The 24,350-nt window shown below is 58.1% G+C and carries 23 protein-coding genes; 9 read left to right on the forward strand and 14 right to left on the reverse strand.

The window, feature by feature from the left end:
• Window positions 1-15 precede the first annotated feature (15 nt).
• On the reverse strand, window positions 16-918 hold the full coding sequence (locus GSQ93_RS19785; RefSeq protein WP_158937344.1) for an SMP-30/gluconolactonase/LRE family protein: 903 nt from the start codon (window positions 916-918) through the stop codon (window positions 16-18).
• 110 nt (window positions 919-1,028) lie between these two features.
• On the opposite strand from GSQ93_RS19785, the gene GSQ93_RS19790 reads away from it, so the two are divergent.
• Window positions 1,029-1,988 carry a LysR family transcriptional regulator gene (locus GSQ93_RS19790; protein WP_158937345.1) on the forward strand — a complete coding sequence of 320 codons (960 nt, stop codon included), beginning with the start codon at window positions 1,029-1,031 and terminating at the stop codon, window positions 1,986-1,988.
• 753 nt (window positions 1,989-2,741) lie between these two features.
• On the opposite strand, the gene GSQ93_RS19795 is transcribed toward GSQ93_RS19790, so the two are convergent.
• The 3 genes from GSQ93_RS19795 to GSQ93_RS19805 form a co-directional block, all read right to left on the reverse strand.
• Window positions 2,742-3,548, reverse strand: coding sequence for a CoA ester lyase (locus GSQ93_RS19795; protein ID WP_158937346.1), 807 nt, complete (start codon window positions 3,546-3,548; stop codon window positions 2,742-2,744).
• An 88-nt stretch (window positions 3,549-3,636) separates the two neighbouring features.
• Entirely contained in the window at window positions 3,637-4,800 is a 1,164-nt protein-coding gene (locus GSQ93_RS19800) for an acyl-CoA dehydrogenase family protein (RefSeq protein WP_158937494.1), read from the reverse strand.
• Between the two features lie 35 nt (window positions 4,801-4,835).
• A complete protein-coding gene (locus GSQ93_RS19805; RefSeq protein WP_158937347.1) occupies window positions 4,836-5,678 on the reverse strand; it encodes a MaoC family dehydratase N-terminal domain-containing protein in 843 nt (280 codons plus the stop codon).
• A 526-nt stretch (window positions 5,679-6,204) separates the two neighbouring features.
• On the opposite strand from GSQ93_RS19805, the gene GSQ93_RS19810 reads away from it, so the two are divergent.
• From GSQ93_RS19810 to GSQ93_RS19840, 7 genes are all read left to right on the forward strand, one after another.
• On the forward strand, window positions 6,205-7,551 hold the full coding sequence (locus tag GSQ93_RS19810; protein ID WP_254073950.1) for an MFS transporter: 1,347 nt from the start codon (window positions 6,205-6,207) through the stop codon (window positions 7,549-7,551).
• A 178-nt stretch (window positions 7,552-7,729) separates the two neighbouring features.
• The gene (locus GSQ93_RS19815; RefSeq protein ID WP_158937348.1) at window positions 7,730-8,389 is read left to right on the forward strand and encodes an NADPH-dependent F420 reductase; all 660 of its coding nucleotides are present in this window, start codon (window positions 7,730-7,732) and stop codon (window positions 8,387-8,389) included.
• Window positions 8,390-9,270: 881 nt separating this feature from the next.
• Window positions 9,271-9,855, forward strand: coding sequence for a hypothetical protein (locus GSQ93_RS19820; RefSeq protein ID WP_158937349.1), 585 nt, complete (start codon window positions 9,271-9,273; stop codon window positions 9,853-9,855).
• Between the two features lie 198 nt (window positions 9,856-10,053).
• Entirely contained in the window at window positions 10,054-11,253 is a 1,200-nt protein-coding gene (locus GSQ93_RS19825) for a hypothetical protein (RefSeq protein ID WP_158937350.1), read from the forward strand.
• 88 nt (window positions 11,254-11,341) lie between these two features.
• Entirely contained in the window at window positions 11,342-11,533 is a 192-nt protein-coding gene (locus GSQ93_RS19830; RefSeq protein WP_158937496.1) for a hypothetical protein, read from the forward strand.
• 159 nt (window positions 11,534-11,692) lie between these two features.
• Complete coding sequence (locus GSQ93_RS19835) at window positions 11,693-13,063, forward strand: hypothetical protein (protein ID WP_158937351.1); 1,371 nt, start codon at window positions 11,693-11,695, stop codon at window positions 13,061-13,063.
• 460 nt (window positions 13,064-13,523) lie between these two features.
• A complete protein-coding gene (locus GSQ93_RS19840) occupies window positions 13,524-13,958 on the forward strand; it encodes a pyridoxamine 5'-phosphate oxidase family protein (protein ID WP_158937352.1) in 435 nt (144 codons plus the stop codon).
• Window positions 13,959-14,451: 493 nt separating this feature from the next.
• On the opposite strand, the gene GSQ93_RS19845 is transcribed toward GSQ93_RS19840, so the two are convergent.
• The 10 genes from GSQ93_RS19845 to GSQ93_RS19890 form a co-directional block, all read right to left on the reverse strand.
• Window positions 14,452-14,856 (reverse strand): DUF1488 family protein, encoded by a 405-nt coding sequence (locus tag GSQ93_RS19845; RefSeq protein WP_367889768.1) that lies wholly within the window; start codon window positions 14,854-14,856, stop codon window positions 14,452-14,454.
• 980 nt (window positions 14,857-15,836) lie between these two features.
• Window positions 15,837-16,310 carry an RES family NAD+ phosphorylase gene (locus GSQ93_RS19850; RefSeq protein WP_158937354.1) on the reverse strand — a complete coding sequence of 158 codons (474 nt, stop codon included), beginning with the start codon at window positions 16,308-16,310 and terminating at the stop codon, window positions 15,837-15,839.
• Window positions 16,310-16,750: an antitoxin Xre-like helix-turn-helix domain-containing protein gene (locus tag GSQ93_RS19855; RefSeq protein ID WP_158937355.1), complete on the reverse strand. Its 441-nt coding sequence runs from the start codon at window positions 16,748-16,750 to the stop codon at window positions 16,310-16,312. Before GSQ93_RS19855 ends, GSQ93_RS19850 begins: the two co-directional genes overlap by 1 nt.
• A 199-nt stretch (window positions 16,751-16,949) precedes the next feature.
• Window positions 16,950-17,348, reverse strand: coding sequence for an antitoxin Xre/MbcA/ParS toxin-binding domain-containing protein (locus GSQ93_RS19860; RefSeq protein WP_158937356.1), 399 nt, complete (start codon window positions 17,346-17,348; stop codon window positions 16,950-16,952).
• A 280-nt stretch (window positions 17,349-17,628) separates the two neighbouring features.
• On the reverse strand, window positions 17,629-18,672 hold the full coding sequence (locus GSQ93_RS19865; RefSeq protein WP_158937357.1) for a YhcG family protein: 1,044 nt from the start codon (window positions 18,670-18,672) through the stop codon (window positions 17,629-17,631).
• 171 nt (window positions 18,673-18,843) lie between these two features.
• A complete protein-coding gene (locus GSQ93_RS19870) occupies window positions 18,844-18,999 on the reverse strand; it encodes a helix-turn-helix domain-containing protein (RefSeq protein ID WP_158937497.1) in 156 nt (51 codons plus the stop codon).
• A 372-nt stretch (window positions 19,000-19,371) separates the two neighbouring features.
• A complete protein-coding gene (locus GSQ93_RS19875; RefSeq protein ID WP_158937358.1) occupies window positions 19,372-20,154 on the reverse strand; it encodes an ABC transporter substrate-binding protein in 783 nt (260 codons plus the stop codon).
• 88 nt (window positions 20,155-20,242) lie between these two features.
• Window positions 20,243-21,694: an NAD(P)/FAD-dependent oxidoreductase gene (locus GSQ93_RS19880; RefSeq protein ID WP_158937359.1), complete on the reverse strand. Its 1,452-nt coding sequence runs from the start codon at window positions 21,692-21,694 to the stop codon at window positions 20,243-20,245.
• Window positions 21,691-21,984: a (2Fe-2S)-binding protein gene (locus tag GSQ93_RS19885; protein ID WP_158937360.1), complete on the reverse strand. Its 294-nt coding sequence runs from the start codon at window positions 21,982-21,984 to the stop codon at window positions 21,691-21,693. Before GSQ93_RS19885 ends, GSQ93_RS19880 begins: the two co-directional genes overlap by 4 nt.
• Window positions 21,977-23,113 carry an FAD-binding oxidoreductase gene (locus GSQ93_RS19890; RefSeq protein ID WP_158937361.1) on the reverse strand — a complete coding sequence of 379 codons (1,137 nt, stop codon included), beginning with the start codon at window positions 23,111-23,113 and terminating at the stop codon, window positions 21,977-21,979. Before GSQ93_RS19890 ends, GSQ93_RS19885 begins: the two co-directional genes overlap by 8 nt.
• Before the next feature lie 127 nt (window positions 23,114-23,240).
• Here GSQ93_RS19890 and GSQ93_RS19895 point away from each other — a divergent pair, with 127 nt between their 5' ends.
• Complete coding sequence (locus GSQ93_RS19895) at window positions 23,241-24,146, forward strand: LysR substrate-binding domain-containing protein (protein WP_158937362.1); 906 nt, start codon at window positions 23,241-23,243, stop codon at window positions 24,144-24,146.
• The last annotated feature ends 204 nt before the right edge of the window (window positions 24,147-24,350 follow it).

A 24,350-nucleotide genomic window follows, 5' to 3' on the forward strand; every position in this document is an offset into this window, starting at 1 on the left:
TTGTTTGGATATTAGCTAGTCGTGCTTTGGGATAAACCGATGTTCGGGAAGGCCTTGCGCGTCTACCTGGTAAGCGAGCAAAGCGCCGGCGGCGGCTTCATTGGCAAAGGCGGGCTTGTCCGGCGGGTAGCGCGAACTGGTGACGAACAGCGTTTTCAGATCCGGGCCTCCAAAGGTGCAATGGGTTGGATGAGAAACGGGAAGTTCCAGTACGTCTACCAGCCGTCCGTCGGGTGAATATCGGTCTATTCGGCCACCCCCCACGCGCGCGCTCCACAAACAGCCCTCGCCGTCGACGGTACAACCGTCTGGTCGCCCCGCGTCGCCATCCAGTCGCGCGAAGACGTGGCGTTTCCCGAGACGGTCGCCGCTCGTGGTGTCACCCGCGGACAGTTCGTATCGGTAAAGAGTCCGTTCGAAGGTGTCGGAGAAATAGAGCGAGTCATTTTCGGGACTGAAGCACACGCCGTTGCCTAATATGGCGTGGGTTGGCGAGACGGCCGTGTTCAGCCTGGAATCAACACGAACGAGCGAGCCTATGTTGCTCTTGAGCGCCCGGTCCATTGTGCTGATCCAAATATGTCCGCGGTGATCGCATCGTCCGTCGTTGAAACGCTCGTTAGTGGAGGGCGGTAACACGAGCGGAAGGGCGGAGAGATCGCCGCTCGTCGTGTCCATGAAGGCGAGCGATCCGCGCATAGCGACAAGCAGGGACCCTGTTTCGTTGATGAAAATGGAAGCGGGTGGCTTCGGCAGGGTGAACCGGCGAGTCATCTGGCTGGCCATGTCCCAGCGCAAAACGGCGAGTCCGATTACGTCGATCCAATACAGCGCCGACTCTGCTGCGCACCAGAGCGGACTCTCTCCAAGAACGCATTTTTGCGTGGATATCTCAACGACCTTCGAACGCAGTTTCATAACGAGCCCTTGCAGCAATTCAACTCATGTTAGGCATCGAAAGGACATAGCACAACGCACAAGCGAGGCATATAATTAATAACTAAAAGTATGAGAAGCAGGAGACATGAATGGACGAGTTTGACGTGCGATCAATTCGCTATTTCCTGGCAGTCGCACACCACGGAAGTTATTCGGAAGCAGCCTTTCATCTGCAGATCACGCAGCCTGCGGTAAGTCGGCAAATCCTTCTGATGGAACGCGCTCTCAACGTTAGATTGTTTAGGCGGGACGGCCGCAGGTCGCTCCTCACCGAGGCAGGACAAACCCTGCGCGCGCAAGGGCAAAAGATCGTGGACCAGATGGACGCGCTCAAGCACGCTGTTGGGCCCTCCGTGCAGGAGCCGAGCGGGCGTCTCAATGTCGGCATTCCGATCACTACAGCCGAATATCTGATGCCGGGCGTGGTACAGCGCTATATGGAAAAGTATCCGCGCGTGTCGCTGCATCTGGTTCAGAGTTATGGTTCGGACTTGTGCAACCAGTTGGTGGCCGGGAAGCTCGACCTTGCTTTGATATATGGCAATCCGAGACTTCCCGAAGTGGAGTTGAAAGGGCTGATCGACCTGGAAATGGGGGTTATCGGCGCGGCGGACTGTCAGTGTCCGGAAGTCATGTCAAACGATGGCGCGAGGAGTATTACTCTCGAGCAAGCCGCTATGCTTCCGTTGATCCTGCCGGGAGAAAACCAGGAACTGCGGCGCTTTATCGAAGAGGCCTGTTTGCGTCAGGGCGTGGCGCCGAACGTGGTCATGGAAGTCGACGGTATCACGCTGGCAAAAGCGCTGGTCAGCAAGGGCATGGGCTATATGTTTCTGGGCTATAACGGCGTTCACGACGATGTACAGCGAGGGGTCCTCCGCTATATCCCCATCTCCCAACCTGCCTTGCCTTGGCGGCTCAGCGTGGCAGTGCGCTCGCTAAAGCAGGAAACGCTTGCCGCGCGTGCAATGACAACTGAAATATCCGATGCAATAGTGCGGGGCGTGAGCGACCATACGTGGACGGGCACGCTGTTGCCTTCGGGCTGATCAAACCGGCGCTTGAGGCCACCAGGGTGCGATGTCAGGGCGGAGTTGCCCGGGTAGGCGTTCAGCCCGTGATGAGCGAGACAACGTCGTGATCGAACGCGATGGCAAAGCGTCAAGCACATTGCCTAGGTTGACTGAAAACGTGGACTCGAATGCGGCGGAGAAACGCCTTGCATCGCCCATGCCGGACATCCGAAGAGTCGGGTCGCGTAAGGCGCGCTCGTGAAGCAGGCCCAGCAGCGCGCGCATCAGTCGCTGTTTTAGAACGATGCCGTTGAAGCTCTCGCACTGTGCGAAGAGCAGCGCACGCAGTTTTGACTGCGTGCATCCGAGTCTCGTTGCGACTTCGCCGCAAGTCCATTCATATTCCGGTGCGCAGAAGATATGACGCTTGATCGCGTGAACCAGCGTCCCGCTTTCGCGTTGCACGGGCTTTGCGTCTGTTATGGCGGTGATGGTCGTTAAGTCGATTTCCCATGTTGCCGATGCACCGCCTTGATTGTCGGGTTCGGCGACATAGTCGAATTGTACGAAAGAGGGAATCCTCAGTATATCGCGACTGCTGGCGCGCTCCAGCCGCCGGTCGTATCTGAAGGAATGCGTGCCTCCTTCAACGCAGCACGTCATGTCGAACGGAAGCGCAATTTCGCACAAACGCAGCGGTTTAGAAATACAGATACGAATCAGCATGAGCGTTATAGTCGACCAGGAGAGCGGATGAGACTTGTCGAACCCGGGAGGCTTGCTCGCCTATCAAGCCGTTGACGCGATTCGCTTGGCTTTTAGCATGACGGGCAGGTCGACCATCTTGCCGTCAACAGCCACTGCTGCGCCCATGCTTTTGTCCACTGCGGCGAGCACGCGCTGCGCCCACGCCAGCTCTGCGTCGCTCCACGAATATGCACGATGCACAGCGCCAATCTGCGCTGGGTGTATGCAAAGCTTGGCGCCGAAGCCAAAGCGCCGTGCGCGCCGGCTCTCGGCTTCGATCACGTCCTCTTCCATAATGTGGGTAGAGACACCATCGACGGGCGGCGCAATATCGGCCAGTCGCGATGCGGCCACGATTTGAGACCGGAAGAAATCGAGCTCTTCGGCGTCTCCGTCGATGCCAAGATCGATCTGAAAATCAAGGGTCCCGAACGCAATTCGGCTCACATGTCGCGCATCGCACAGTTCCCGAAGATTCCCGAATCCGCGCGCCGTCTCGATCATTGGCACGATCGCCAAAGCCGGGTGCGCGTGCTCTAGTACCGCCATCACCTGATCGCCGGTCTCGGCCTTAGGCAGCAGGATGCCGGCCACGCCGAGGATGCAGCTGAGCGCAGCGATGTCATCGGCAAACCACGGCGTCTGCGAGCCGTTGATTCTCACCCAAGCCGGCCGCGCGGCGTCCGCGGCCGCGAGCACGGCCGCGCGCGCGTCGGCTTTGCGGTCGGGCTGCACCGCGTCTTCGAGATCAAATATCACCGCGTGAGCGCCTGCCGCGCGAGCTTTGTCGAAGCGTTCCGGGCGGTTGCCCGGAACGAACAGGTAGGAACGCGGCAATGCGGCGCTCATGCCTCTGCCCGCATGCCGACCGATCGTACTTCGAGAACCGAGTAGCGCGCGCTGCCCAGGTAGTATGGAAATTTCATATCGATGCCTGTCAGAAGGAGCGCGGCAAACCAAGAACGTGCTCGGCCACATAAGAAAGAATGAGGTTGGTCGAAATCGGCGCGACCTGATAAAGACGTGTCTCACGGAATTTGCGTTCGACGTCGTACTCGCACGCAAAGCCATATCCGCCATGGAATTGCAAACAGGCATTGGCCGCTTCCCACGAGGCATCGGCAGCCAGGAGTTTCGCCATGTTCGCCTGCGCGCCGCAGGGTTCGCGGGCATCGAAACGCCGGGCTGCCTCGAAACGCATCAGGCTTGCCGCCTCGACGTTGATGAACGATCGCGCGATCGGGAACTGTACGCCCTGGTTCTGCCCGATGGGCCGTCCGAACACGATGCGTTCCTTGGCATAGGCACTGACCTTGTCGACGAACCAGTAGCCATCGCCGATACATTCGGCCGCGATCAGCGTGCGCTCCGCGTTGAGGCCGTCGAGGATATATCTGAAGCCCTGACCTTCTTCGCCAATCAAATTCTCGGCCGGGATCTCGAGATTATCGAAGAACAACTCATTGGTCTCGTGATTGACCATGTTGAGGATCGGCTGCACCGTCATGCCGTGCCCAATGGCGTCCCGCAGATCGACGATAAAAATCGACATCCCCTCGGACTTCCTGGTCACGTCCGCGAGCGGCGTGGTTCGCGCGAGCAGGATCATCAGGTCGGAATGCTGAATTCGCGAGATCCAAACCTTCTGGCCATTGATGACATAGCGATCGCCGCGCCGCTCGGCGGTGGTCTTGATCTTGGTTGTATCGGTTCCGGTGCTGGGTTCGGTGACGCCCATCGATTGCAGTCGAAGTTCGCCGCATGCGATCTGCGGCAGGTACCTGCGCTTTTGCTCTTCTGAACCGTGGCGCAGCAGCGTCCCCATGTTGTACATCTGTCCGTGGCAGGCGCCCGAATTGCCACCCGCCCGGTTTATCTCCTCCATGATGACCGAGGCCTCTGTCAAGCCAAGGCCTGAACCGCCGTAGTCCTGGGGAATCAGCGCGGCAAGCCAACCGGCTTTCGTTAGCGCGTCGACGAACGCTTCGGGGTAGCCACGCGCCTCGTCGATCTTGCGGAAATAATCGCCGGCAAATTGCTTGCACAGATCGCCAATTGCTTCACGAATGTCTTGAAAAGAATCTGATTGCGTAGTTTGCATTGGGAAGTGATCGAGTCGGGAAAGATCTGAAGAGATCAGGAAAGAGTGGCGGTCGCGCGCATCGTCAGATAACCCTCGTGGTCTCTTGCCCAAAGGTCGACGGTATTGCCGTCGTCGGATGGCTTGCCGCAAAGCGTAAGCGGGCAGTCCGCAAATGCCGGACGCAGTGCCTTGAAGGTGAAGCTCTGAAGCGTGGCGTGCTTGCGCTCGCGCCGAATGAGATCGACAAGCAGCGTCGCAATAAGCGGCCCGTGGACGACAAGACCTGGGTAACCTTCCTCCCGGATCACATAGGGGTGGTCGTAGTGAATGCGATGACCATTGAAAGTCAGTGCTGAATAGCGGAACAGCACGACAGCGTCGGGGATGACGGTGTTATGCCACGATTCGTCGTCCGGCGCACGTGCCGGTTGCGGCGCCGCTGCTCCGGGCTGAGGCGCCCCGCGATACACGATGTCTTGCTCTTCCTCTATCTTTAACGCGCCGCCGACCTCAACCGTGTGCCGCGCCGTGACGAATATCAAGCGCCCGGAGCGGCCCGTCTTGTCTTCGATGGCGGCTATGCTGGAGCGCCTTGTAGCGGTATCGCCGAGCTTGAGCGGCGCGTGAAAGGTGATGCGCCCGCCAGCCCACATGCGCCGCGGCAGCGGCCCCGGTGACAGCAGACCGCCTCGGCGTGGATGCCCGTCCGCTCCGATGTCCACAGCCGGTGCGGCGGACAGGAAATAAAGCCAGTGCCATAGTGGCGGAAGGTCGTCGCTCGTTCCAGCACAATCGAGCGTAGCTGCAAGCGCATTCATCGGAAAGAATGTAATGGAGTCCTCTATAATTGTTTCCTTGACGGACCGGTCGTCGAGTTCCTGAATCTGTTCAGCCACGCAATGTCTCCTGATTTCCGCACTCGTCTGTAATCTTGAACACGCATGTGGCTTTGTGTTCCCGATTGAGACTGTAAGTAATACGGCGGTTTCACGAAAAATCATAGGTTCCCACGGGCCATAATTCAATCCCGTGTCGTGGCATATGACGTATAACTGAATGTATGGGCGCTGGCCGGCAAAACGTCAGGAAGCGCTCGCTTGTTGCGCATATAGCCGCGGCGTACCTAGGGGATTTCACCAGTCAGAGTAAATGGCCTTTGTCGGAAAATTACACCGCGGGCAAGGGTGCGCGCCCGGCAGCGGGTGCAACGAGGCGCGTTATACCGATTCGGTATAACGCGATAGCTAAATCGCTCTACCGGGAGACTTGCGACGGCATATATATTGGAGTCGGGCCTTGTCATGTCGCAAAAAAAAAGCCGGTTCCACGAGATGCCTTGCAAAGCAATGAAGCTATCCGCCGCGTGATCGAGTTTGCGTTTTGAACCAACGCACCAGCATTCAAAAAATAAATGGAGACATCTTGCAACCCGCCTCATCGACTCTGACTGACCGTTCTCCTGCCGACGCGACTTATCGCAAGATTACGCTCCGCCTAATACCGCTGCTATTTATCTGCTACACCCTCAATTACATGGATCGCGTGAATATTGGCTATGCGCAGTTGCAGATGAAACATGCGCTCAATTTCAACGACGCTATCTATGGTCTGGGTGCGGGGATTTTCTTTCTTGGCTATTTCATTTTCGAGGTGCCGAGCAACCTGCTGCTCAATCGGATAGGTGCCCGCAAGACAATCTTGCGGATCATGTTCTGCTGGGGTGCGATGTCGGCAGCCACGCTATTCGTTACCACCTCTTTGCAGTTTTACATCGTGCGATTCCTGCTGGGTGTTTTCGAAGCAGGACTGTTTCCCGGGATCATCCTGTATCTCACCTACTGGTATCCGCCGGCGCGACGCGCGCGCGTAGTCTCGCTGTTCATGCTTGCGACCGTGGCGGCTGGCCTCATCGGCGGCCCCACGTCAGGCTGGATCCTGCAGAACATGAACGGCGTGAATGGCTGGGCTGGCTGGCAATGGATGTTCTTGCTGGAAGGCCTGCCGAGCAGCGCGCTGGGTATCCTGACATACCTTTACTTGTCCGATGGCCCGGCCGCCGCGCGCTGGATGAGCGACGCGGAAAAAGAGCTCGTCAGGCGTGATGTCGCGTCGGCTACGGCAGCTCAGGGGGTCCCCGAACGGGAGCGTTCGCATCACGCGTTCCTCGACCTAAAGGTGTATCTGTTGAGCTTCGTGCTGTTCTGCGTACTTTGCGGTTCTTACGCGCTCAGCTTCTGGTTGCCGACCGTGATCCACGAACTGGGCGTAACCAGCATGCAACAGGTCGGCTTGTACGCCACTATCCCGGAGATAATAGCCGCGGTCGCGACTCTTTTATATAGCCGTCATTCTGACAAACATGCGGAACGCCACTGGCACTTCGCGATCGCAGCACTGCTGGGTGCGTTGGCGTTAAGCGCCACGACCTTATTTCGCCAGGATCTCGGCATGTCGCTCGCGATGTTCGGCCTGGCGCGCGCCTGCATTGTCTCTTCGTTGCCGGTATTCTGGGCCATGTCGACGAGTCAACTGTCGGTGCGCTCAAGCGTCGCGGGCATCGCCGTCATTGCGAGTCTGTCGAATATGTCTGGTGTGTTGAGCCCGTATTTGCTGGGCCTTATCAAGAATGCAACGGGCAGTCTGGACAACGGGCTCTATGTGATTTCGATACTGATGGTGATCGCGGCAATCTGCGTTCTCCGGTTCATTAAGCGCCCCGACTTGCGCAACGCGTCGGGCCCAACCCAGCCATCGGAGGTGCAGGTTTAGGGCGCACCCGTCGGCTTCGAGTGGTTCGAACAAATAGGGCCAGTAACGACGCGTCAAACAGCTGTCTCGCGATATTTCCGAGGGGCCCATGTATCAAGTAGCAAGGGAAGGGCGGCAAGTTTCAGCATAGAGGAGCTCCATGCAATGAGGCCGATAACTTCAACAACTGGAAACTACGATGAAAATTGGGATTCTTGGCGCGGGGTTCATAGGTCGCGCGCTTGCTACGTTGGCAACAAACGCCGGTCACGAGGTCATGGTGAGCAATTCGCGCGGCCCCGAAACGCTGTCAAGCACCGTGGCAGCGATCGGCTGCCGGGCGGGTACCGCCCAGCAAGCAGCGGAATTTGGCGACGTGGTCGTGGTCGCTGTACCTCTACGCAACTATTCGGCGTTGCCGTACGCGGCGCTCAACGGCAAGATCGTCATCGATACATGCAACTACTATCCACAACGTGATGGGCACATTGGTGCGCTTGATCGGCACGACACCACGACTAGTGAACTCATCGCAGGGCAACTGCTAGGTGCGAGGGTGGTCAAGGCTTCGAACGCGATTCTGGCGAAGGATCTCGATACGGACGGCAAAGTTCCCGGCACGGCGGACCGGCGGGCTTTGCCCATGGCAGGCGACGACGAGAAGGCGAAATGCGTGGTCGCCGAACTGATGGACCAATTTGGCTTTGATACGGTCGACGTTGGCGCACTGTCGGAAGGATGGCGCTTCGAACGCGCAAAACCGTCTTACTGCATCCGTTTGACGCGCGCGGAACTCGAGCAGAAATTGGCGGAAGCCCAGCGCGATGTCGAGTTGCCACACGGTTCGTGGCGCCATTAAGCTAGTCCAGCATCGGTGATTATATAACTTTGATTCTCGGGCCGGCGTCAGAACGCCGGTTCACTAAGGCTTTGCGGCCCCCATACCGTACGGATACACAAAAATTATATTTCTTTCAGATTAATGACTGTATGAGCAAGTAGCTAGCCGACGTCCAGATCGCGTAACGGCTTAAAACAGTTTCTAACACGCGATGGTTGTTCGACTCGAAGGGTATCGTGTCGAGACCGCCGTCAACGGGGATGCGGGCTTGGCCGACGCGAAGGAGGTGCAACCAGCCCTCGTGATCGTTAACCGTTCGACGTCGCAATGGATGGAGTTGCGTTCTGCCGTCGACTTATGGGCAATACTTCCTTGCGTTGCGCCAGACAATCGCCAACCGCCGGGTGAGAGGCAGCACTGTTAAACAGGCGACGCCATCAATGATGGTTACTGCCACCTTCCCGATTGATTTTACATAATTAACATTAACAACATTTGAGCGATCGTTCTATTCAGCTTCATTTATCCATTTCCTACGCCAGCAGATGACTCGCACGACGGAGCCCAAGCCGACTGCTCCTCAAACTAAATTATCAACCTTAGTAAGCAATCTTTATCAATGAACAAAGCCGACCGGCTGGCGCGAGCTACCCGATAAACACGCCGATTGAGTCGACTCAGCTCGCGCTCAGCGCTTGGCCGCCAGAGATCAGCCATAGAGCAACACGAACTCGAGATGTCGTGCACGTTGCCGGCGCCTAGTCAGGCTCCAGTGTCTTCTCAGGCGTGAGAAAATAGGCACATCGCAGACGAAACCGATCTTTTGTGCTGCACACGGCACCGCGAGGTGGCATGCGGTGAACAGCGCGCTGCCTATCCGATTCACCTGGAGCTCCGTCATGTCCGTCAGCCAATGCGCAGCGTGCGGCGCCATCGTGCCGCAGTACGACACCGTCAATACCGTCAGCGAGGGACATGGCGACCGATTGTTGTGCACCGCCTGCTTCAACCGAGAAGTGGCTCACCACACCGATCTTGATGGTTTCGGCGAAGTCAAATTTAAACCGGTCCACCTGTCCGATGCCAGTGGAACCGTCCACGAGTACCATTTTCGAAGTCTTTTGTTTGGCGACAAACTTTCTCTGGAGGCATTCGACTCGACGAGCGAGGAAGAACCATCGGGATATCGCTTTCAGATCCTCGGCGATCCGTTATCGGATCAATTTGTTTTGCTGGGAAAGCTGATTGAAAAGATGCGCCGCTTGCTTGCGGTCTCCCACATAAAGGATGGCGATCTCGGATTGCGGATCGTCGACGAGACCGTCCGAGGCAGAATCGAATGGGACGGTGTCGAGAATTCTCGTAAGCCATGCGTCGTCATAGATGGTCGCCGCGTCGAGTGGGACGAACTCGGACGCATGCTGATGCCGTTTGAAGGTTGGCAGTTCAAGCTCGAAGTGTGCGATCCGAGTGACGAGATCTGAGTGTGGTGGCCACAATCAAGTTCGACATACTGCCGTGCTGTTTCGGCCGGTGACGCAATGCGAATCTAATTGAAGCTGAGAGCCGCGTGTGCCGATGCCGGGCCCGCTAATTGAACAACTTCGTGCCTGAAATTAGACTTGGCGTGGTTTGAAGTGCGACCTGCTTGTCCAGTCCCGAACACGTCTACGAAATAGGTCATGAGCGAATATCAATACTATGAGTTTGCCGCGGTTGACCAACTACTGACGGAGCAAGCTCAATCCGAATTGAGAAGCCGCTCCACACGGGCGACGATCACGGCATCGTGCTTTATCAACGAATATCACTGGGGCAATCTGAAGGGCGAACCGCTTGACTGGGTCGAGCGGTTTTTCGACGCCCATGTCTATTCCTCGAGTTGGGGAAATTGCCGCCTGCTGCTCCGTATCCCACGGGACGTCATCGACGCGAAGCTCCTACTCGACTGCGTCGGCACCCCAGGTCTCTCGGCGAGTGCTTCCATGCCGACGGCTTTCGAGGTAAATCGAACCGCTCAGCACTCGATTCTTGATTTGTCGTTCAATGATGATTCCGGCGAACACGCCAGATTTTATGAACAGGCGGACGGTCCGGGGTGGATGGAAAGGCTGTTGCCTTTGCGTGATGAACTACTAAGAGGCGACACACGCCCCCTGTACCTCGGCTGGCTCGCCCGGCTAGGCAATGGCGAACTCCGCGACAGCGACCGTGAACCCCCGTTGCCGAACGGGCTGCAAACACTGACGCCTGCGCAGGCGTCATTGGCAGAGTTCATGATGCTCGATCCAGACTGGCTCGCAGCTGCAGCCGAAACCAGCCCGCCTCTATCGGCCGACGTCGACGACGACGCGCGCTTCGAGCCATGGTTGCTTGCACTCACCGCAGCGGAAATGCGCGATGCTTTGCGCCAACTGCTGCGTGGGAACGCTCAGGAAACCGAACGTGGTTTGCGCACTCGGTTTCTAAACTGGGATCGCACTCGTAATCCCGGCGGGGCCGAGCCAGTGACGCGTCGGACGGTTGCTGAAATAGACGCTCGACGCGATGCTGCCCGCGCGCTTCGACTACGTCGCGAACGGGCAGCAAATGACGCTGCACAGGTGCGCCGTATTGCCGAACGTCGCCGCTATCTGGATTCGCTGATCGAGCACGAAAGCACGATATGGGAGCGTATCGACACCACACTAGAGCGCGGGTCCGGCCACGCATACGGTCAGGCGTTCCAACTTCTTCAGGATCTTGCAGAGGCCTACGCGTGCGTCAAAAACGAAGCCGTATTTCGCAGAGGCCTCGTTCATTTGATGGCGAAACACGGGAACCGTGGAGCGTGGGTGAAGCGCCTAATGAACGGCGGCTTCATGTGGACGCCGAAAACGTAAGCCGGAATGTCACCGTAAAAGGAGCCGGCAAACGACCGCGCTGATAAAATCCGGCGTGACAACGACCTTCCCCGGACTCTCCCGCATCATGGACTATCGCGTCAGCTACGAGCACAGCCTGGCGAGCGCGCCCGATGACTACATCGCCAAGGTTCCGTCGCAGGTTGTCGAAGGCGTGCCCGCGAACATTCCGCGCGCCCTTCTTCCCGAGTACATCACTGATCTCATCCTGAAGCGCTCCATGCGCATCGGCAAGATTCGCCATCTACGAATTATTTAGCGAACGCTGCCCCTCGATCCTGACATAGAGGTCACCGACACAAGACAGTCAGCACCCGGGTTACGAGAATGGTTCATCGGCTTACGGCGAGTCGTGTGTCAACACCCTCGCCTATAATGCCAAAACTGATAGTGATTTCACGGCGGGGAGCCCCACTTTATGAGTCAAGCACACGGGCGATACTCGGGATCTCGAGACAATGGCCAGCGTCAATCGCGCCAACCTTCAAAAACGACATCCCACCGACAGAACAAGCCATACATCAAAGCTTCGACTGCTCGAGACCCGGCGCAAACGGCGTCCATCTTCAAGACGCGTTCATTTAAGCTGTTGGTCGATGCCGTGGGCGCAGAGAACATCGCGCTAGGACTCGACTCCAATTTAACGCGTGTGGCTGAATTGGTAAATGGCGAAAGATTCACGCCCGAGACAGCCTTTCACATGGAAACGACGCTCGGTCTGCCGGATGGGTTTTTCGATCAGCCAAATCCTGTCCTTACACCCGAAATCATCGCTCGCTTAAGTTCGCCGCTAGACTTCATTCATGCGAACGTTGAGCCGGAATCTGTTCACGTGGATGCTATCAGGCCGGCTCCCGACACTCAGGCCGATCACGACGCTACCCTTATCGATCCTCTGTCCAGAGAACCAGAAATGCCCAAGAAACCAAATGGCGGGTCACCCAAGGCAGTCGCCAAAAGCAATGTGACGACGGCAACACCGGCCAAGGTAACGCCGCCGGAAACAGCCCCCGCGAAAGTCAAAGCGCCGTCAAAGTCGGGGGCTCAGCAATCCTTGCCGTTGAACGACGTCGCCGCTCTGGAAAAAATTCGTCGCGCCAATCTGCACATACTCACGACCGTCAAGGGATCGAAGGTGCGGCTCGGCGCAGTGATGGAAATTAGTGGCCCGAACATGGCCAATCGTTTCTATGGACAAAAACGCATAGATGATGTCGAAGCAAAGCGGTTCACGGATCGCCTTGGTCTGCCGACTGGCTGGCTGGACGTACCTCGGTCAGTAACGGACATTCCTGAGCCAGTTTCGAACTTGCTTGTCCCTCCGCCGCGTCTAAACGCGATCACTCAGGAAGAACTGCCGCCCGTGGCTGAGCCAAAAGCCACAATGGCAAAGAAGCCTGCGAACACCAAGACGCGGACAGCGGGCGCTCGAGTCGTCCCACTCCATGATACGGATGGCACGAGCGATCCAATGGGTGTCGCGTCCGGGGCAGATGCGCCGGCAGTACAAAAGGATGAAACGGTCTCGTCGGCCGCCGAATCTGCAGTTCGGCACTCCGCTGATCGTGGCGTCTCGTTGTCCACTGTCCGTCAGCAGCGTGCGCCGACCCCCGTAATGCAGGGCACAGTAGAGCTTTCCCGCCTCACTCCGACGACCAGGTTGGACGATTTGCTCGGCATTGCACCAATCGCGGAGGCGCTGCTAAAGACGCTCGCGGGCAAAGCACGCACAGGTCGCCTGGACGAATTGAAAGCCTTGGAACTCTTGCGACAAGCCGTATTGCTTTGATCTCATTTGATATGGCAATTGATATCGCCCGTCGGCGGTTTTGCAGGTTCATCCCGCTTGGCTGCGGTGACGATACTCGCTGGCGACTCAAGTGCACGTGGAATATCGAAAAGGTATCGGAGTTTCGGACCTAACGTACCGCAAACTTTGATCGTGCGGCTGCGCGCGCCATATCAACGTTGCGTTTGCTCACAGGATTAGGTCACCTCGCGTCGTCCCTCGCGTGACTCACGGCAGGAATGGCGCGACTTGTTTTTCCAATCCGATTGCGGATCCGGGAAGATCATTGCGTCCAATTGGGTAAGGAGCGGTCTTTGAACGTCATGCGTACGTCGCCGTCCGGCGATCTGAGCGTAGGCGTTAACTCTTTGCTCAGCCCAGCGCCCTTTGAGCCGTGTATGGGCGCGTGAGGAACGGCGCTTGCAAGGGGAGGGTGACTTATAACCCTACCGGAGCAGACATGACTGCTATGACCCTAGCTGAGATTTCCAAGACAATGGCGAAAATCGATTTCGCGATGCTTTCGACTCGATCGGCGGATGGCGAGATCGCCAGCCGCCCGATGAGCAACAACGGCGACGTCGAATACGATGGTGACAGTTACTTTTTCACCTCCGAAGAATCACACACAGTCAGAGACGTTCAGCGCGACCCCATGGTCGGATTGACCTTCACGGGCGCAAAGCACCTGCTCGGCAAGCCCGGGGTGTTTCTTTCGATAGAAGGCCGTGCCGAGTTGATCCGCGAGAAGCCGGCGATCAAGGCGCATTGGTCGAAAGAGATTGATCGCTGGTTCGAGGAAGGCTTCAATACGCCGGGTGTCGTGTTGATCAAAGTGACTGCGAAACGCCTCCATTACTGGGACGGCGAGGAAGACGGCGAAGTGGTCATGTAACAGTCCTTGCTCGCCAGTTGGTAGCCTGTACGTACGGGCCCCGGCTTAAACGAGCGTTTAGCTTAACTCGCTTCGCCGCAGGCGCTGCGCGTGTGCGTAGGGCGCCTGTCTCAACGCTCGTAGGCTGCAACAATAAGAAAATTCTGAACACGCCTCGGCATAGCGCAGCTACGCTGCTGGAGGAGGGGACCCGCCAGCTAAAAGCAAGTCGAACGCTTCTCGCGCATCCTTTAGCTCCTGCATCGCAGCCGAGAAACGGGCTAACTCAAGGAGTAACGGCTGCTGAGCATCGCGCTCGCCATAGCGACGCTCTAATACAGAGGACGCAGCCTGCACCTCGCGCGCTGCCCCGGCTACTCGTTCAAGTGCCTGAGCTTCCGGTGAGCGTCGACGGACAGGCGTAGGCTCTTCGCGTTTCAACGGCACCAAAGCCCCTCGTAGTAATAGTCCACGAGAATTATCCGCAACATGTGAGTAACAGACGACAGGGCGACTATCGCTCAAAGTCACTAGCCGTAAGCTTCAAAGAATCAGTCTTGGTCTGCATTGCCCTACGCACGGCCAAAGCGAAGATGCGGTTGCGCCCGTCTGCGAATGCTTTGAGCAAACGAGCTTCGTCGGCATTAGATGGCAGCCAAAAGCACTGTTCCAGCGCATCTCGCGTTAGCACACAACGAACCTCGCGACCACCAACGACAATCGGAAATTCGACTGCGGTTCCATCGGTTGCGAGGACAATTTCGGAAACGTTAGTTGTGTCCATCTTGCACCTCTGCCTTTTCGCTGAAATCCGTCTGCCACGGAGCTGAGGTTTATTTTGACCTCGCCGCTTCGAAGCCAAAGAGAAACCCCCATGCTTCGCAATTGATGAGGCGCACTGTACGTCCATACAGCTCATTTTGCCATCAATGGCGCGTCTGTGACCTCCAAAGATGCAAACTCGTCGCTCGGGCGGAAAGGATTTCCTCAGATACGGGAGAGATGTCGTGGCCGGTTACGCGTTCCTGCTGGGAAAAGTTGCCCGGAGGCGTCGGACAGGACGAGCATACCCCTGCCTTACCACGCCGGATTTCACGCTATGAACGCCGTGCGCAACTCAAGTTGATTGAACTCTGGGCAGAAGATCGCAATGTCGCGGCCGACCTCGGGTGATATGCCTGGCACGGGTTGGACATGCTGAAACGACGGGGCGACATCGAGATCGTGTTGGCCAAGCCAGTTGCAGCGAAGCACGGACTTGGCGCAAGGCAACCTCGCGGTAGTCCTTCTCTTCCGCATAACATGTCCGCCTGTCCATCTGAATGCGCGGACTTTTCTCGCCTATGCGCGGCCCAAGTTTTATGGTGAAACTGTGTCGTGCGGTTCCACGATAGCCACGATTGTGAACATCGCTCGATGTCGCGCACGACGCTCTCATGAGTCCTGCATGGACACGCCGGGCTAGCATTCTATGGCCCAAGGTAATTGGATCGGGGACGCGGGTGTGGGTGTCGGTGTCGGGCTTGTCATGGGGGCAATCACGACAATGTTTCAAGCTTTCAAGCGGCAGCAGCCACAAAGGAGCAACGAGCGAGGGTGACTCACTGGCTCGCCTCGGCATTTCATGTTGGGGGCAACTGCTGGCACCGACCCGGAGCAGTTGTCCTGGCCGTCAGACTTGTTCTTTTTCCAACGTCGAAGGAAACGGTAATACAACTAACTGTCATCCATTACAGCATCGACCAACACGCGGCCCTGATCTCTCCTGTATTTCTATGAAGAATCGGTACTCAAGAAAAGGAAGGCGATGCCAGCAAGCAGCTTTGCAAAGGCTGGGGGTATTCCGCGCCGGGTCAGGGGTGGTTGGGATCTCGGTCCAGACCAGTACCCGAGGGCGCGCTATTTAGGACCGGGCGCGCGCCGCAATAACCTCTGGTCAGTCAACCACTCTGTTCGCGTCCCGATCTCGAGCAGCGGGTAATCGGGATGAGCGGGATTGAGTAGAAAGTTAAACTCTGCAGGCACGACCGCGCTCGGAACTGCAAGCACGGCACTCGTTTCTGAGCGCACCCAGGCGGCCCCAATTTGTTGAAGCTCGTTCCTAGCGGAAAGCTCGCGCCAGTCAGTGGGCAATGTTGCTTGATCGATGTGGGTAACGATTTGCTCCGGCACGCGAACTGGAATCATCACGTAACTGGCATGAAGTGGCGCGTCCTGCACCAGCATTTCTAGAAGAGCAAGCGACTGCGTTTGAGCCGTATAAACCATCGCGCAGCCCTTGGGATTCCACCGCCCGCCATACAATCGCGCGCCTTCACCCGAAAAGGCCGTATCTGCGTATCGTTGCGAGACCACTCGCCATACCGTACGCATCAAGCAAACACACCATGCTCAATGCGGCCCAACGTGTCCATTACACTATCCGCCCCGATATCGGTATCTATAAGACTGAGCGGTGTCGCACCTTCCAAAGCCTCAATGGGAGTTTTTAGCCAATTGAGCGCTGCGTCGAGTCCCTCGAATACCTCCGCAGCCCGAGCTACGGTCCGCGCGAGTCGGAGAAGTTTCGCAGACTCTTCACGGCTGAACACGCCTTCGCGCTTGCGCCGCGCCAAGGTCCGCTCGGGAATATCCAGTGCCTGCGCAAGTTCCGCCTGCGACAAGCCGATCGACTTCAGCATTGAATCGAGGGCTCTCGAGGAGATACCATGGCGGACCACATCGACCCATTCAAGGCCTGACCGAGGGGCGCGGGCAAATACCGCTCGTCCACCAAGTAATGCGTCTGCCGAAACAGTCTCTATAGCGCTCATAATTTCTCACTCCTCCAACCTGCCATTTGGCATCTATTTTACACAAAAATGGCGTAGTTGACACTCTATGAGGGTGGCAGCGCAAGTAACACTAAGTGGTTGTGTGTCGGCAGCGAAAGCCCGGTCACGCGCATAGTTAATATGCCGACACGGCTGCTTATCGCGGTGTATAGGGTGGCATTAAATCAGAGAATGACAATCATCCGGCCGCGCCTGCTTCGAGCGATACCACATAACGAATCACATCGTCAGCCCGACCGTCGGAGACGAGTTGTTCAGCAGTTTTATAGCCAAATACAGGCAGAGGTTCGTTTCGATACCAAAACAACGCTCGCTCAACGTCGCCGGAAACATCGCTTGCGGCACGCAGGACTCGTACCGCTTCGCGCAAGAACCGTTGTACGCTCTCAGAGCCAGGCGCCCGGCTGAGCGTATTCCGGTGCACATGGGCTTGCTGGGCCAAGGTTTGCAGGTCAATTTTCAGCGCTTGCCCGAATGCCCGCGCAGACAAGGCCGGCGAGTCCGAGTCACGCAGGGACTCCATGAATTGGTCGAAGCTTGCCCGATGACCGACAGCTTGTGATAGTGACGTATCCATTTTTTTAATCCGGGACGCACAATATTTGCACCATTATAGCAGCTTAATCGCACAAGACCGTGTGACCCATATCTGGCCGGTGCCCGAACCGTCCTACCAGCTCGCGGCGCTCGGGAGGGATGATTGACATGTAGCCGGGCGCCGAACTACATGCATTCGAGTCCAAACAACCCTATCACGTCTCCAATTACTTAATGTTGATAAATAACCTTATGTCAAATTATGATCGAACGAGCCCGGAGCACACTCATGTATTCACGCACCTGCTGGTGCGCCTGCATTAAATGTCAGGCAAATCTGGCCGAAGCTCTGCTTCGATCTGGTCGATCGACGGGAGCGTTGTTTCCAGTGATTCGGGCACCTGCCTAAGCAGCTGGTACTCGGCCACGCCCATTGGCTTGGCGACGCCTCGCAGCGCATATTCCGCGACCAGCCGATTCTTTTCCTTGCACAGGAGCAAGCCGATCGTAGGTTGATCATCCGGTGCTTTCACCTGCGCATCGATCGCGGAAAGGTAGAAGTTAAGCTGGCCCGCATACTCTGGACGGAATGGGGTCGTTTTCAGTTCAACCACCACGTAGCAGCGCAGCTTCAGGTGATAGAACAGGAGATCAACGAAAAATTCGTCGCCTCCGACGTCCAGCCGGTATTGCCGCCCGACAAACGCGAATCCTGCGCCTAACTCAAGAAGGAACCGGGTGATATGGCGGGTAAGCGCCTGCTCAATGTCACGTTCCTGCGCATCTTCTGTCAGACCAAGAAAGTCGAAGATGTATGGATCCTTCAGCGCATCCCGGGCAAGATCGGACTGTGGCGGTGGTAAGGTTTCCCCGAAATTGGTCACGGCGCTGCCGGCTCGCGTATAGGCGGCTGTCTCGATCTGCATCGTCAGCACCTGCCGCGACCAGCCATGCTCAAGCGTCTTGCCGGCATACCAGCTTCGTTGCTCCGGATCCTTGACCTTGTCCAGCAAGGTACAAAGATGGAACCAAGGCAATTGTGCAGCAGGCTGCTGCACAAATTCCGCGTCGGGCCACGCCTGCGCCAGCGAGCGCATATATTTCAGGTTCCGCGGGGAAAAACCGCGCATGTCGGGAAACGCTGCTTTCAGGTCCCGGGCAAGCCGGTCAACTACTGCGGCGCCCCACCCCTGGCGCTGCTGACGATCCAGGATTTCCCGGCCAATCTGCCAGTACAGCGTCACGAGTTCGCGGTTCACGCTCGTGACTGCGCGAAGTCGGGTTCGCTCGACCCTCTGTTTAAGTTCAGCGAGCCAGCGTCTGTAGTCTTCGCCCCACGAATCGTTGGGCAGGTTATTGGTCATGCAGTCTCTACGGTTGCCGTTGATCAAAAGCTCATTATCCGGGTATCGACAACCTCGGGCAATCGCGGGCTTCGAGAACGTACAGGTCCAATGGGCGTGAAGGCGCACGAGGCGACGTCAATTAAAAAGGGGTACTTCAATTCCGTCAACTGAGACGGCACTGGTGAATAGTCAGCGGGTACGCCTCGCGATCCCGATCCACTTTCTCCATAGCGTCGTCTTGCTAATTCCGAGCGCCTCACAGACGGGACCGCGTTCGCCGTTATTTGACGCCAGTGATGCGCGGATTTCAATTGACTTTATGTGACGGCTTGTTTCCTCATGTATCCGAGTTTCGAGGGTTTCCGGGCACTACGACCGGGTGCGAGAAATTGGTCAGCCAGCGTTTGATAGAGCTTGGTTGCTTTCGGGGCATGCACGCCAAACAACAACCCAAGCGGCGAGGCAACCGATAAAGCGAATTCGACCAATTCGTCACTCCGTAGGCGACAACTGCAACGCGTTTGTATGGACCGCTCCCGCCGACTCCATCCTGGCCAAGATACATCGGCTTCGTATCGGGATCAGCGCGACCGAACTCCGAGCATGCTAAGACGTAGCTCGTGTCGAGCCAGAGCAGACTCTCAATAATGAAAGAGGTAATGCTTTCCACGAGAGTCAAGCGCCTCCAAGCTCGATCGCACCGCCGGTCTGCGCATTTTATTTGCCATACATGTCGAAGTCGAAGTAACGCGCTTCGATCTTCTTGTAGGTGCCGTCGGCGAGCAAACCGGCAAAGGCTGTGTTCAGCGTGTCGCGGAGATCGGAATCGCTCTTGCGGATCCCGGCTGCATCGCCGTCGCCCATGATCGTGGGGTCATACACCGTGTCGCCGACAAATGCGTAGTCCTTACCACGCGGCGTATCGAGAAACCCGAGCTTGCCCTGGACCGCATCCATCAGCACCCCGTCGAGCCGGCCCGTGGTCAGATCGTCGTATGCCTGATCGTAGTTCTGATAGGAAACGATCTGTGCGCCCGATGGCGCCCATTTCTCGCGTCCGTAGGTTTCCTGCACGGTACCTTGCTCGACGCCGATATGCTTGCCCTGCAATGACGACGCCTCCGGCTTCACGCCGGAATCCCTGCGCGCCACCAGTTTCGTCTGATTGCGATACAGCCGGTTCGTGAAATCGATCTGCTCGCGTCGCTTTGCCGTGGCGGCCATCGACGAGAGGATCACGTCGAACTTGCGCGCCTGCAAGCCAGGAATGAGACCATCGAAACTACTTTGTACCCAGACGCATTTCGCCTTGAGCCTGGCGCAAAGTGCATTGCCCAGATCCACGTCGAATCCCACGACACGACCATCCGGCGCCACCGATTCGAATGGCGCATAGGTCGGGTCCACACCAATGCGGATCGTCGTCCAGTCCTTCGCCGATGCAACGCAAGACAACGCAAGCAGCGCGGCGGAAACACTCAATTTGAGGCTTGTTTTCATTGCATCACTCCGGCAGGGAAAGGATAAAGAAACTGCAGTCGCTGTTGATAACTTTGTCTCTGGCCATCCAGTTAATGATCCGATGTCGTCAACTTGGAAACTCGCCTCGATGCAGGACAGCATCAGCGGGAACGGCTGCCGCGATTTCGGCGATCGTCACGGGCTTCACCGGCGGACGGATTCGGAAATAACCGACGTCGCCAGGGGTGCGCCCTTGTGCATCGGCGATCAGTTCTGTGACTGTGCTGCCGCACCAGCGGCCTTGGCACGGCCCCATGCCGCAGCGAGAAAACGCTTTCATCTGGTTCGGGCCGGTGCAGCCCAGTCCGGCGATCTTGCGGATGTCCCCCGCTGTCACTTCTTCGCATCGGCAGACGATGACATCGTCGGCGGGGAGGCGCTGCGCGCGCGGCGGCGTGTACAAAACGTCGAGCAGTGGCCGGATTGCAGCGTGCTGCACACGCCGGGCGCGGATTGGCTTGATGGCGTGCTCGAACGCGGCCATATCGATCCGTTCCTGCACCCGCGCTATATCAAGCGCAGCCATCTCGCCATCGCATTCGGCAAGCTGCGCGCCGCCAATCGCAGCGCCGTCACCGGCAATCCATATAAGCGGTACGCTCGTACGGCCGAAAGCGTCGACTTCCGCATGCCAGCATGCTTGCGCCTCGCTCCATCGATGCCGGCAGCCGACGGATCGACTCAGGTTCGTCCCGGGGATCACGCCCTGATGCAGCAGTACCAGGCCAGCCGCGACTTCATGCGTCTTGGCGCCCACGCGAAAGCGCAAGCCTTCGGCGCGCTGCTCTCCGAGCACTTCCACCGCCTGCGCCGAGCGATAGATACTTACGCCGGCGCGGCGGACGTCCCGCATCATGCTCAAACCTTTTGCCAGATAACTCGTTGCACGCAGCGCACGCGGTAATTTCGGCATCGCACGCCAGTACGCGCCTTCCGGCGCGGTATCGACGATTGCGCGAAATGAACGGCCCGCGCAGATCAGTTGAGATGCGTAGAGCCACAGCAACGGCCCGCTTCCGGCAATCACCGTATCCGCGCCAGGAACCAGGGCGGCCGACTTGAGTAGGGTTTGCGCCGCGCCCACGTTCATGACGCCGGGAAGCGTCCAGCCGGGCACGGGCCATGGTCGCTCCTGCGCGCCGGTGGCGAGGAGGATTGCGGTTGCCTGAACTCGCAGCGTGCCTGGAGAATCGCCACGGCGTGTCAGCATCGCTTCGCCATCCTTACCGATCTGCCAGACAAGCGTCTGTGGGAGAAACGACGCGCCGCTCTGCCTGAAACGCTCGATCAGCGGTCTGCCATGCGCGTAGTCGCGCCCGAGCAGGCTGGCATCGGCCAGGGGCGAGTCACTGGCCTGCCGATAGACTTGTCCCCCCGGTCCCGTGCCCTCCTCGGCGACGACGACCGACAAGCCGTACCGGCGTGCGGCAATGGCCGCTGCCATCCCGGCCGGGCCGGCGCCCACGATCAGGAGGTCGCAGCGGGCCGCGCCGGTCCCCGTGCTAGCGTCACTGGTCATGCAATCCTCGCTTTGCCATGCATCGGATGGATTCGCATGCCATCGCGGACTTGCACCATGCAGCCCTGTTGATTGGGCACGCCATCGATTTCCACAAGGCAATCGAAGCACACCCCCATCAAGCAAAACGGGCCACGTGGCATGCCGCTGATGGGGGTCGTACGGCACGCCTGCAGTCCCGCCTCGAGCATCGCGGCCGCAACGTTCAAATGCCCGGAAACGACATGCGCCTCTCCGTTTATATCGACGCAAACCTTCGCCCCTTCTGAAAGAGGCAGCAGTTCAAACATGGATCGGTCCAGGTTGAATGTGAAAACGACGGCTACTGAACGTGTCCAGCGCGGCGGGTCGCACGCCGCCCGCAATCCACGGCGCGATGCAATCCGCATGGGTCGCGGCGAGCGTCACGCCGCTATGGCAGATCGCGATGAATGCGCCGGGATGCGTCGGTGATTCTTCATAGACCGGCAATCCGTCCGGCGTCATGATGCGCAGCGCGCCCCAACTGCGGACAATGCGCGCGTGGGCGAGCATGGGAAACGCGTTCTGCGCGCGACGGGCAATATCAGCCATGACGGTGGTACTCACTCCGTCGTGCAGACCGACGTCCTCGGCTGAATCGCCGATCATCACCGAGCCTTCGCGTGTCTGACGCACGACAAGCGTCGGATACGCGAGGAATGGCGCGAGCTTCTCGGTCACCATGATCTGGCCGCGCAGCGGCTTGATCGGCGCATCGAAACCGAGCATCTGGCCGAGCTCGGCGTTGCCCAAGCCGGCGGCGAGAACCACCCGCCCCGCTTCTAAAACGCCCTCTGCCGAGACAATCTCGAAGTGACCCACCCGCGCCCGAACCTCCGATACCTTACGCCCCGGCAAATAGGCGCCGCCGCGCAGTTGAAACGCCGCGTGCATGGCGCGCAACGTAGTGAGGGGGTTGGCGTGGCCATCGTTCGGGGAATAGAGCGCCCCCGTCAACTCGGGCGATGCCGCCGGAATCCTGCGACGCAACTCGGTGGTACTGAAGACCTCGTAGGTGAGCCCGGCATCGCGACCATGCAGCGACGCGAGCAAAGCCTGGGCATCGGCAAATTGGTTTTGCGTCTCGCACAGTTCGAAACCACCCGGACGTTCGAACGCGGGATCGACGCCCGTTTCGCGAATCAACTGCGCGGAAAACGCCGACCAGCGTTGTGACGATTCGAGCGACCACTGCGCGTATGGCAGGCAGCGCCCGCCTTTGCCCTGAACCCATACCAGTCCGAAATTGCCGCGTGCCGCGCGATAAGACGTGTCTTCGCCGTCGCAGACCGCTACGCGCAGCTTCTCACGCACCAAGCCATATGCGATAGCCATGCCCACGAGCCCGCCGCCGACGACCACGACGTCGAAGTTGCCGGGAGCGCTCAACGAGTGCATCGCTTAAGATTTCTATTATGAACAACCATGGAAGCCTTTTATGCGCTAAAACAAGCTTATCCGGAGCTTCGGTGATACAAAATGCGTGGTCAAATACCATTTTTTTCGTCAACCATTCACAAATGTTATGGCCTCTCCCGACCTCAAGATTCGCCAGGTAGAAGCGTTCCGGGCGCTGATGCAGCGGCACACCGTCACCCGCGCCGCACAGATGCTGCATATTTCGCAGCCGGCGATGAGCCGTCTTATCGCCGATTTCGAGGAGCGCGTCGGCTTTGCATTGTTCACGCGGCAGCAAGGACGGCTGTTGCCGACTGTCGAGGCGAATGTGCTTTATACGGAGGTCGAGCGGGCTTTTGTCGGACTCGATTCCATCACCCAGGCAGCGCAGCAAATACGCGCGATGCGACGCGGTTCCCTGCGCATCGCAGGCTCGCCGGCGGTGGCGCTGGAATGGCTGCCGCGCTTGTTGACGTCGTTCGCGCGCGACCATCCGGGTGTGGATATCACGCTCCTGACCCACAGTTCATCGACGGTTGTCCAGCTCGTGGCGTCGCAACGAATTGACATCGGCTTCATTGCCGAAGCCATGCCTCATCCTGCCGTCCGGCTCGACCGGCTCACGCACGAACCCATGCGCTGCATTCTGCCGGCGGGCCATCGGTTGGCGCGCAAGCGCGTATTGAAACCGGAAGATTTACGCGACGAACCTTTCGTGTCATTTCCGCTTTCCTTCGACGCCCGCCGCACGATCGACCGGGTGTTCGTTGAGCACGGTGTGGCGCGGCAGATGACAGTCGAAGCGCAACTCTCGCAGACCATCGTTGCATTCGTGGCACAAGGCGCCGGAGTCGCGCTTATCGATCCGGTCACGGCGAGCTTTGCAGGTGAGCGCGTAGCAGTTCGCCGGTTCGAACCGGCTATCGCTGATGAGCTTTATCTTGTTAGTGCAGTGGGATCGCCTGCGTCGAGTCTCGTGACTGCGTTCGTGGCGGATATGAAGTTGGCGCTTGAGAAAATCAAGACGACGTAAGGCGAAATTAAGAGGAAGGGACTGTTTTGGATGTGCGCATATCCAGATATGCCCTCACCCGGCAGCCCGTTCGGGTAAGCGCAACCGCCCCTCTCCAATAAAGGCGGCCCGATCATGCCCGCGAGGCGCATGCTCGTATTCCCTCAGCAATACCCAATCTACCCGCGCTGTTCTGGGCCGCCTGCCGGCTCCCGCCGCTCGTCG

This window comes from Burkholderia sp. S171, assembly GCF_009766085.1.
Lineage (GTDB): Bacteria > Pseudomonadota > Gammaproteobacteria > Burkholderiales > Burkholderiaceae > Caballeronia.

Bases quoted from the DNA above. Each gene is read 5' to 3' on its own strand.
- GSQ93_RS19785 (WP_158937344.1), bottom strand. From the start codon at position 918: ATGAAACTGCGTTCGAAGGTCGTTGAGATATCCACGCAAAAATGCGTT.
- GSQ93_RS19790 (WP_158937345.1), top strand. From the start codon at position 1,029: ATGGACGAGTTTGACGTGCGATCAATTCGCTATTTCCTGGCAGTCGCA.
- GSQ93_RS19795 (WP_158937346.1), bottom strand. From the start codon at position 3,548: ATGAGCGCCGCATTGCCGCGTTCCTACCTGTTCGTTCCGGGCAACCGC.
- GSQ93_RS19800 (WP_158937494.1), bottom strand. From the start codon at position 4,800: ATGCAAACTACGCAATCAGATTCTTTTCAAGACATTCGTGAAGCAATT.
- GSQ93_RS19815 (WP_158937348.1), top strand. From the start codon at position 7,730: ATGAAAATTGGGATTCTTGGCGCGGGGTTCATAGGTCGCGCGCTTGCT.
- GSQ93_RS19820 (WP_158937349.1), top strand. From the start codon at position 9,271: ATGTCCGTCAGCCAATGCGCAGCGTGCGGCGCCATCGTGCCGCAGTAC.
- GSQ93_RS19825 (WP_158937350.1), top strand. From the start codon at position 10,054: ATGAGCGAATATCAATACTATGAGTTTGCCGCGGTTGACCAACTACTG.
- GSQ93_RS19830 (WP_158937496.1), top strand. From the start codon at position 11,342: ATGGACTATCGCGTCAGCTACGAGCACAGCCTGGCGAGCGCGCCCGAT.
- GSQ93_RS19835 (WP_158937351.1), top strand. From the start codon at position 11,693: ATGAGTCAAGCACACGGGCGATACTCGGGATCTCGAGACAATGGCCAG.
- GSQ93_RS19840 (WP_158937352.1), top strand. From the start codon at position 13,524: ATGACTGCTATGACCCTAGCTGAGATTTCCAAGACAATGGCGAAAATC.
- GSQ93_RS19845 (WP_367889768.1), bottom strand. From the start codon at position 14,856: ATGAGCTGTATGGACGTACAGTGCGCCTCATCAATTGCGAAGCATGGG.
- GSQ93_RS19850 (WP_158937354.1), bottom strand. From the start codon at position 16,310: ATGCGTACGGTATGGCGAGTGGTCTCGCAACGATACGCAGATACGGCC.
- GSQ93_RS19855 (WP_158937355.1), bottom strand. From the start codon at position 16,750: ATGAGCGCTATAGAGACTGTTTCGGCAGACGCATTACTTGGTGGACGA.
- GSQ93_RS19860 (WP_158937356.1), bottom strand. From the start codon at position 17,348: ATGGATACGTCACTATCACAAGCTGTCGGTCATCGGGCAAGCTTCGAC.
- GSQ93_RS19865 (WP_158937357.1), bottom strand. From the start codon at position 18,672: ATGACCAATAACCTGCCCAACGATTCGTGGGGCGAAGACTACAGACGC.
- GSQ93_RS19875 (WP_158937358.1), bottom strand. From the start codon at position 20,154: ATGAAAACAAGCCTCAAATTGAGTGTTTCCGCCGCGCTGCTTGCGTTG.
- GSQ93_RS19880 (WP_158937359.1), bottom strand. From the start codon at position 21,694: ATGACCAGTGACGCTAGCACGGGGACCGGCGCGGCCCGCTGCGACCTC.
- GSQ93_RS19885 (WP_158937360.1), bottom strand. From the start codon at position 21,984: ATGTTTGAACTGCTGCCTCTTTCAGAAGGGGCGAAGGTTTGCGTCGAT.
- GSQ93_RS19890 (WP_158937361.1), bottom strand. From the start codon at position 23,113: ATGCACTCGTTGAGCGCTCCCGGCAACTTCGACGTCGTGGTCGTCGGC.
- GSQ93_RS19895 (WP_158937362.1), top strand. From the start codon at position 23,241: ATGGCCTCTCCCGACCTCAAGATTCGCCAGGTAGAAGCGTTCCGGGCG.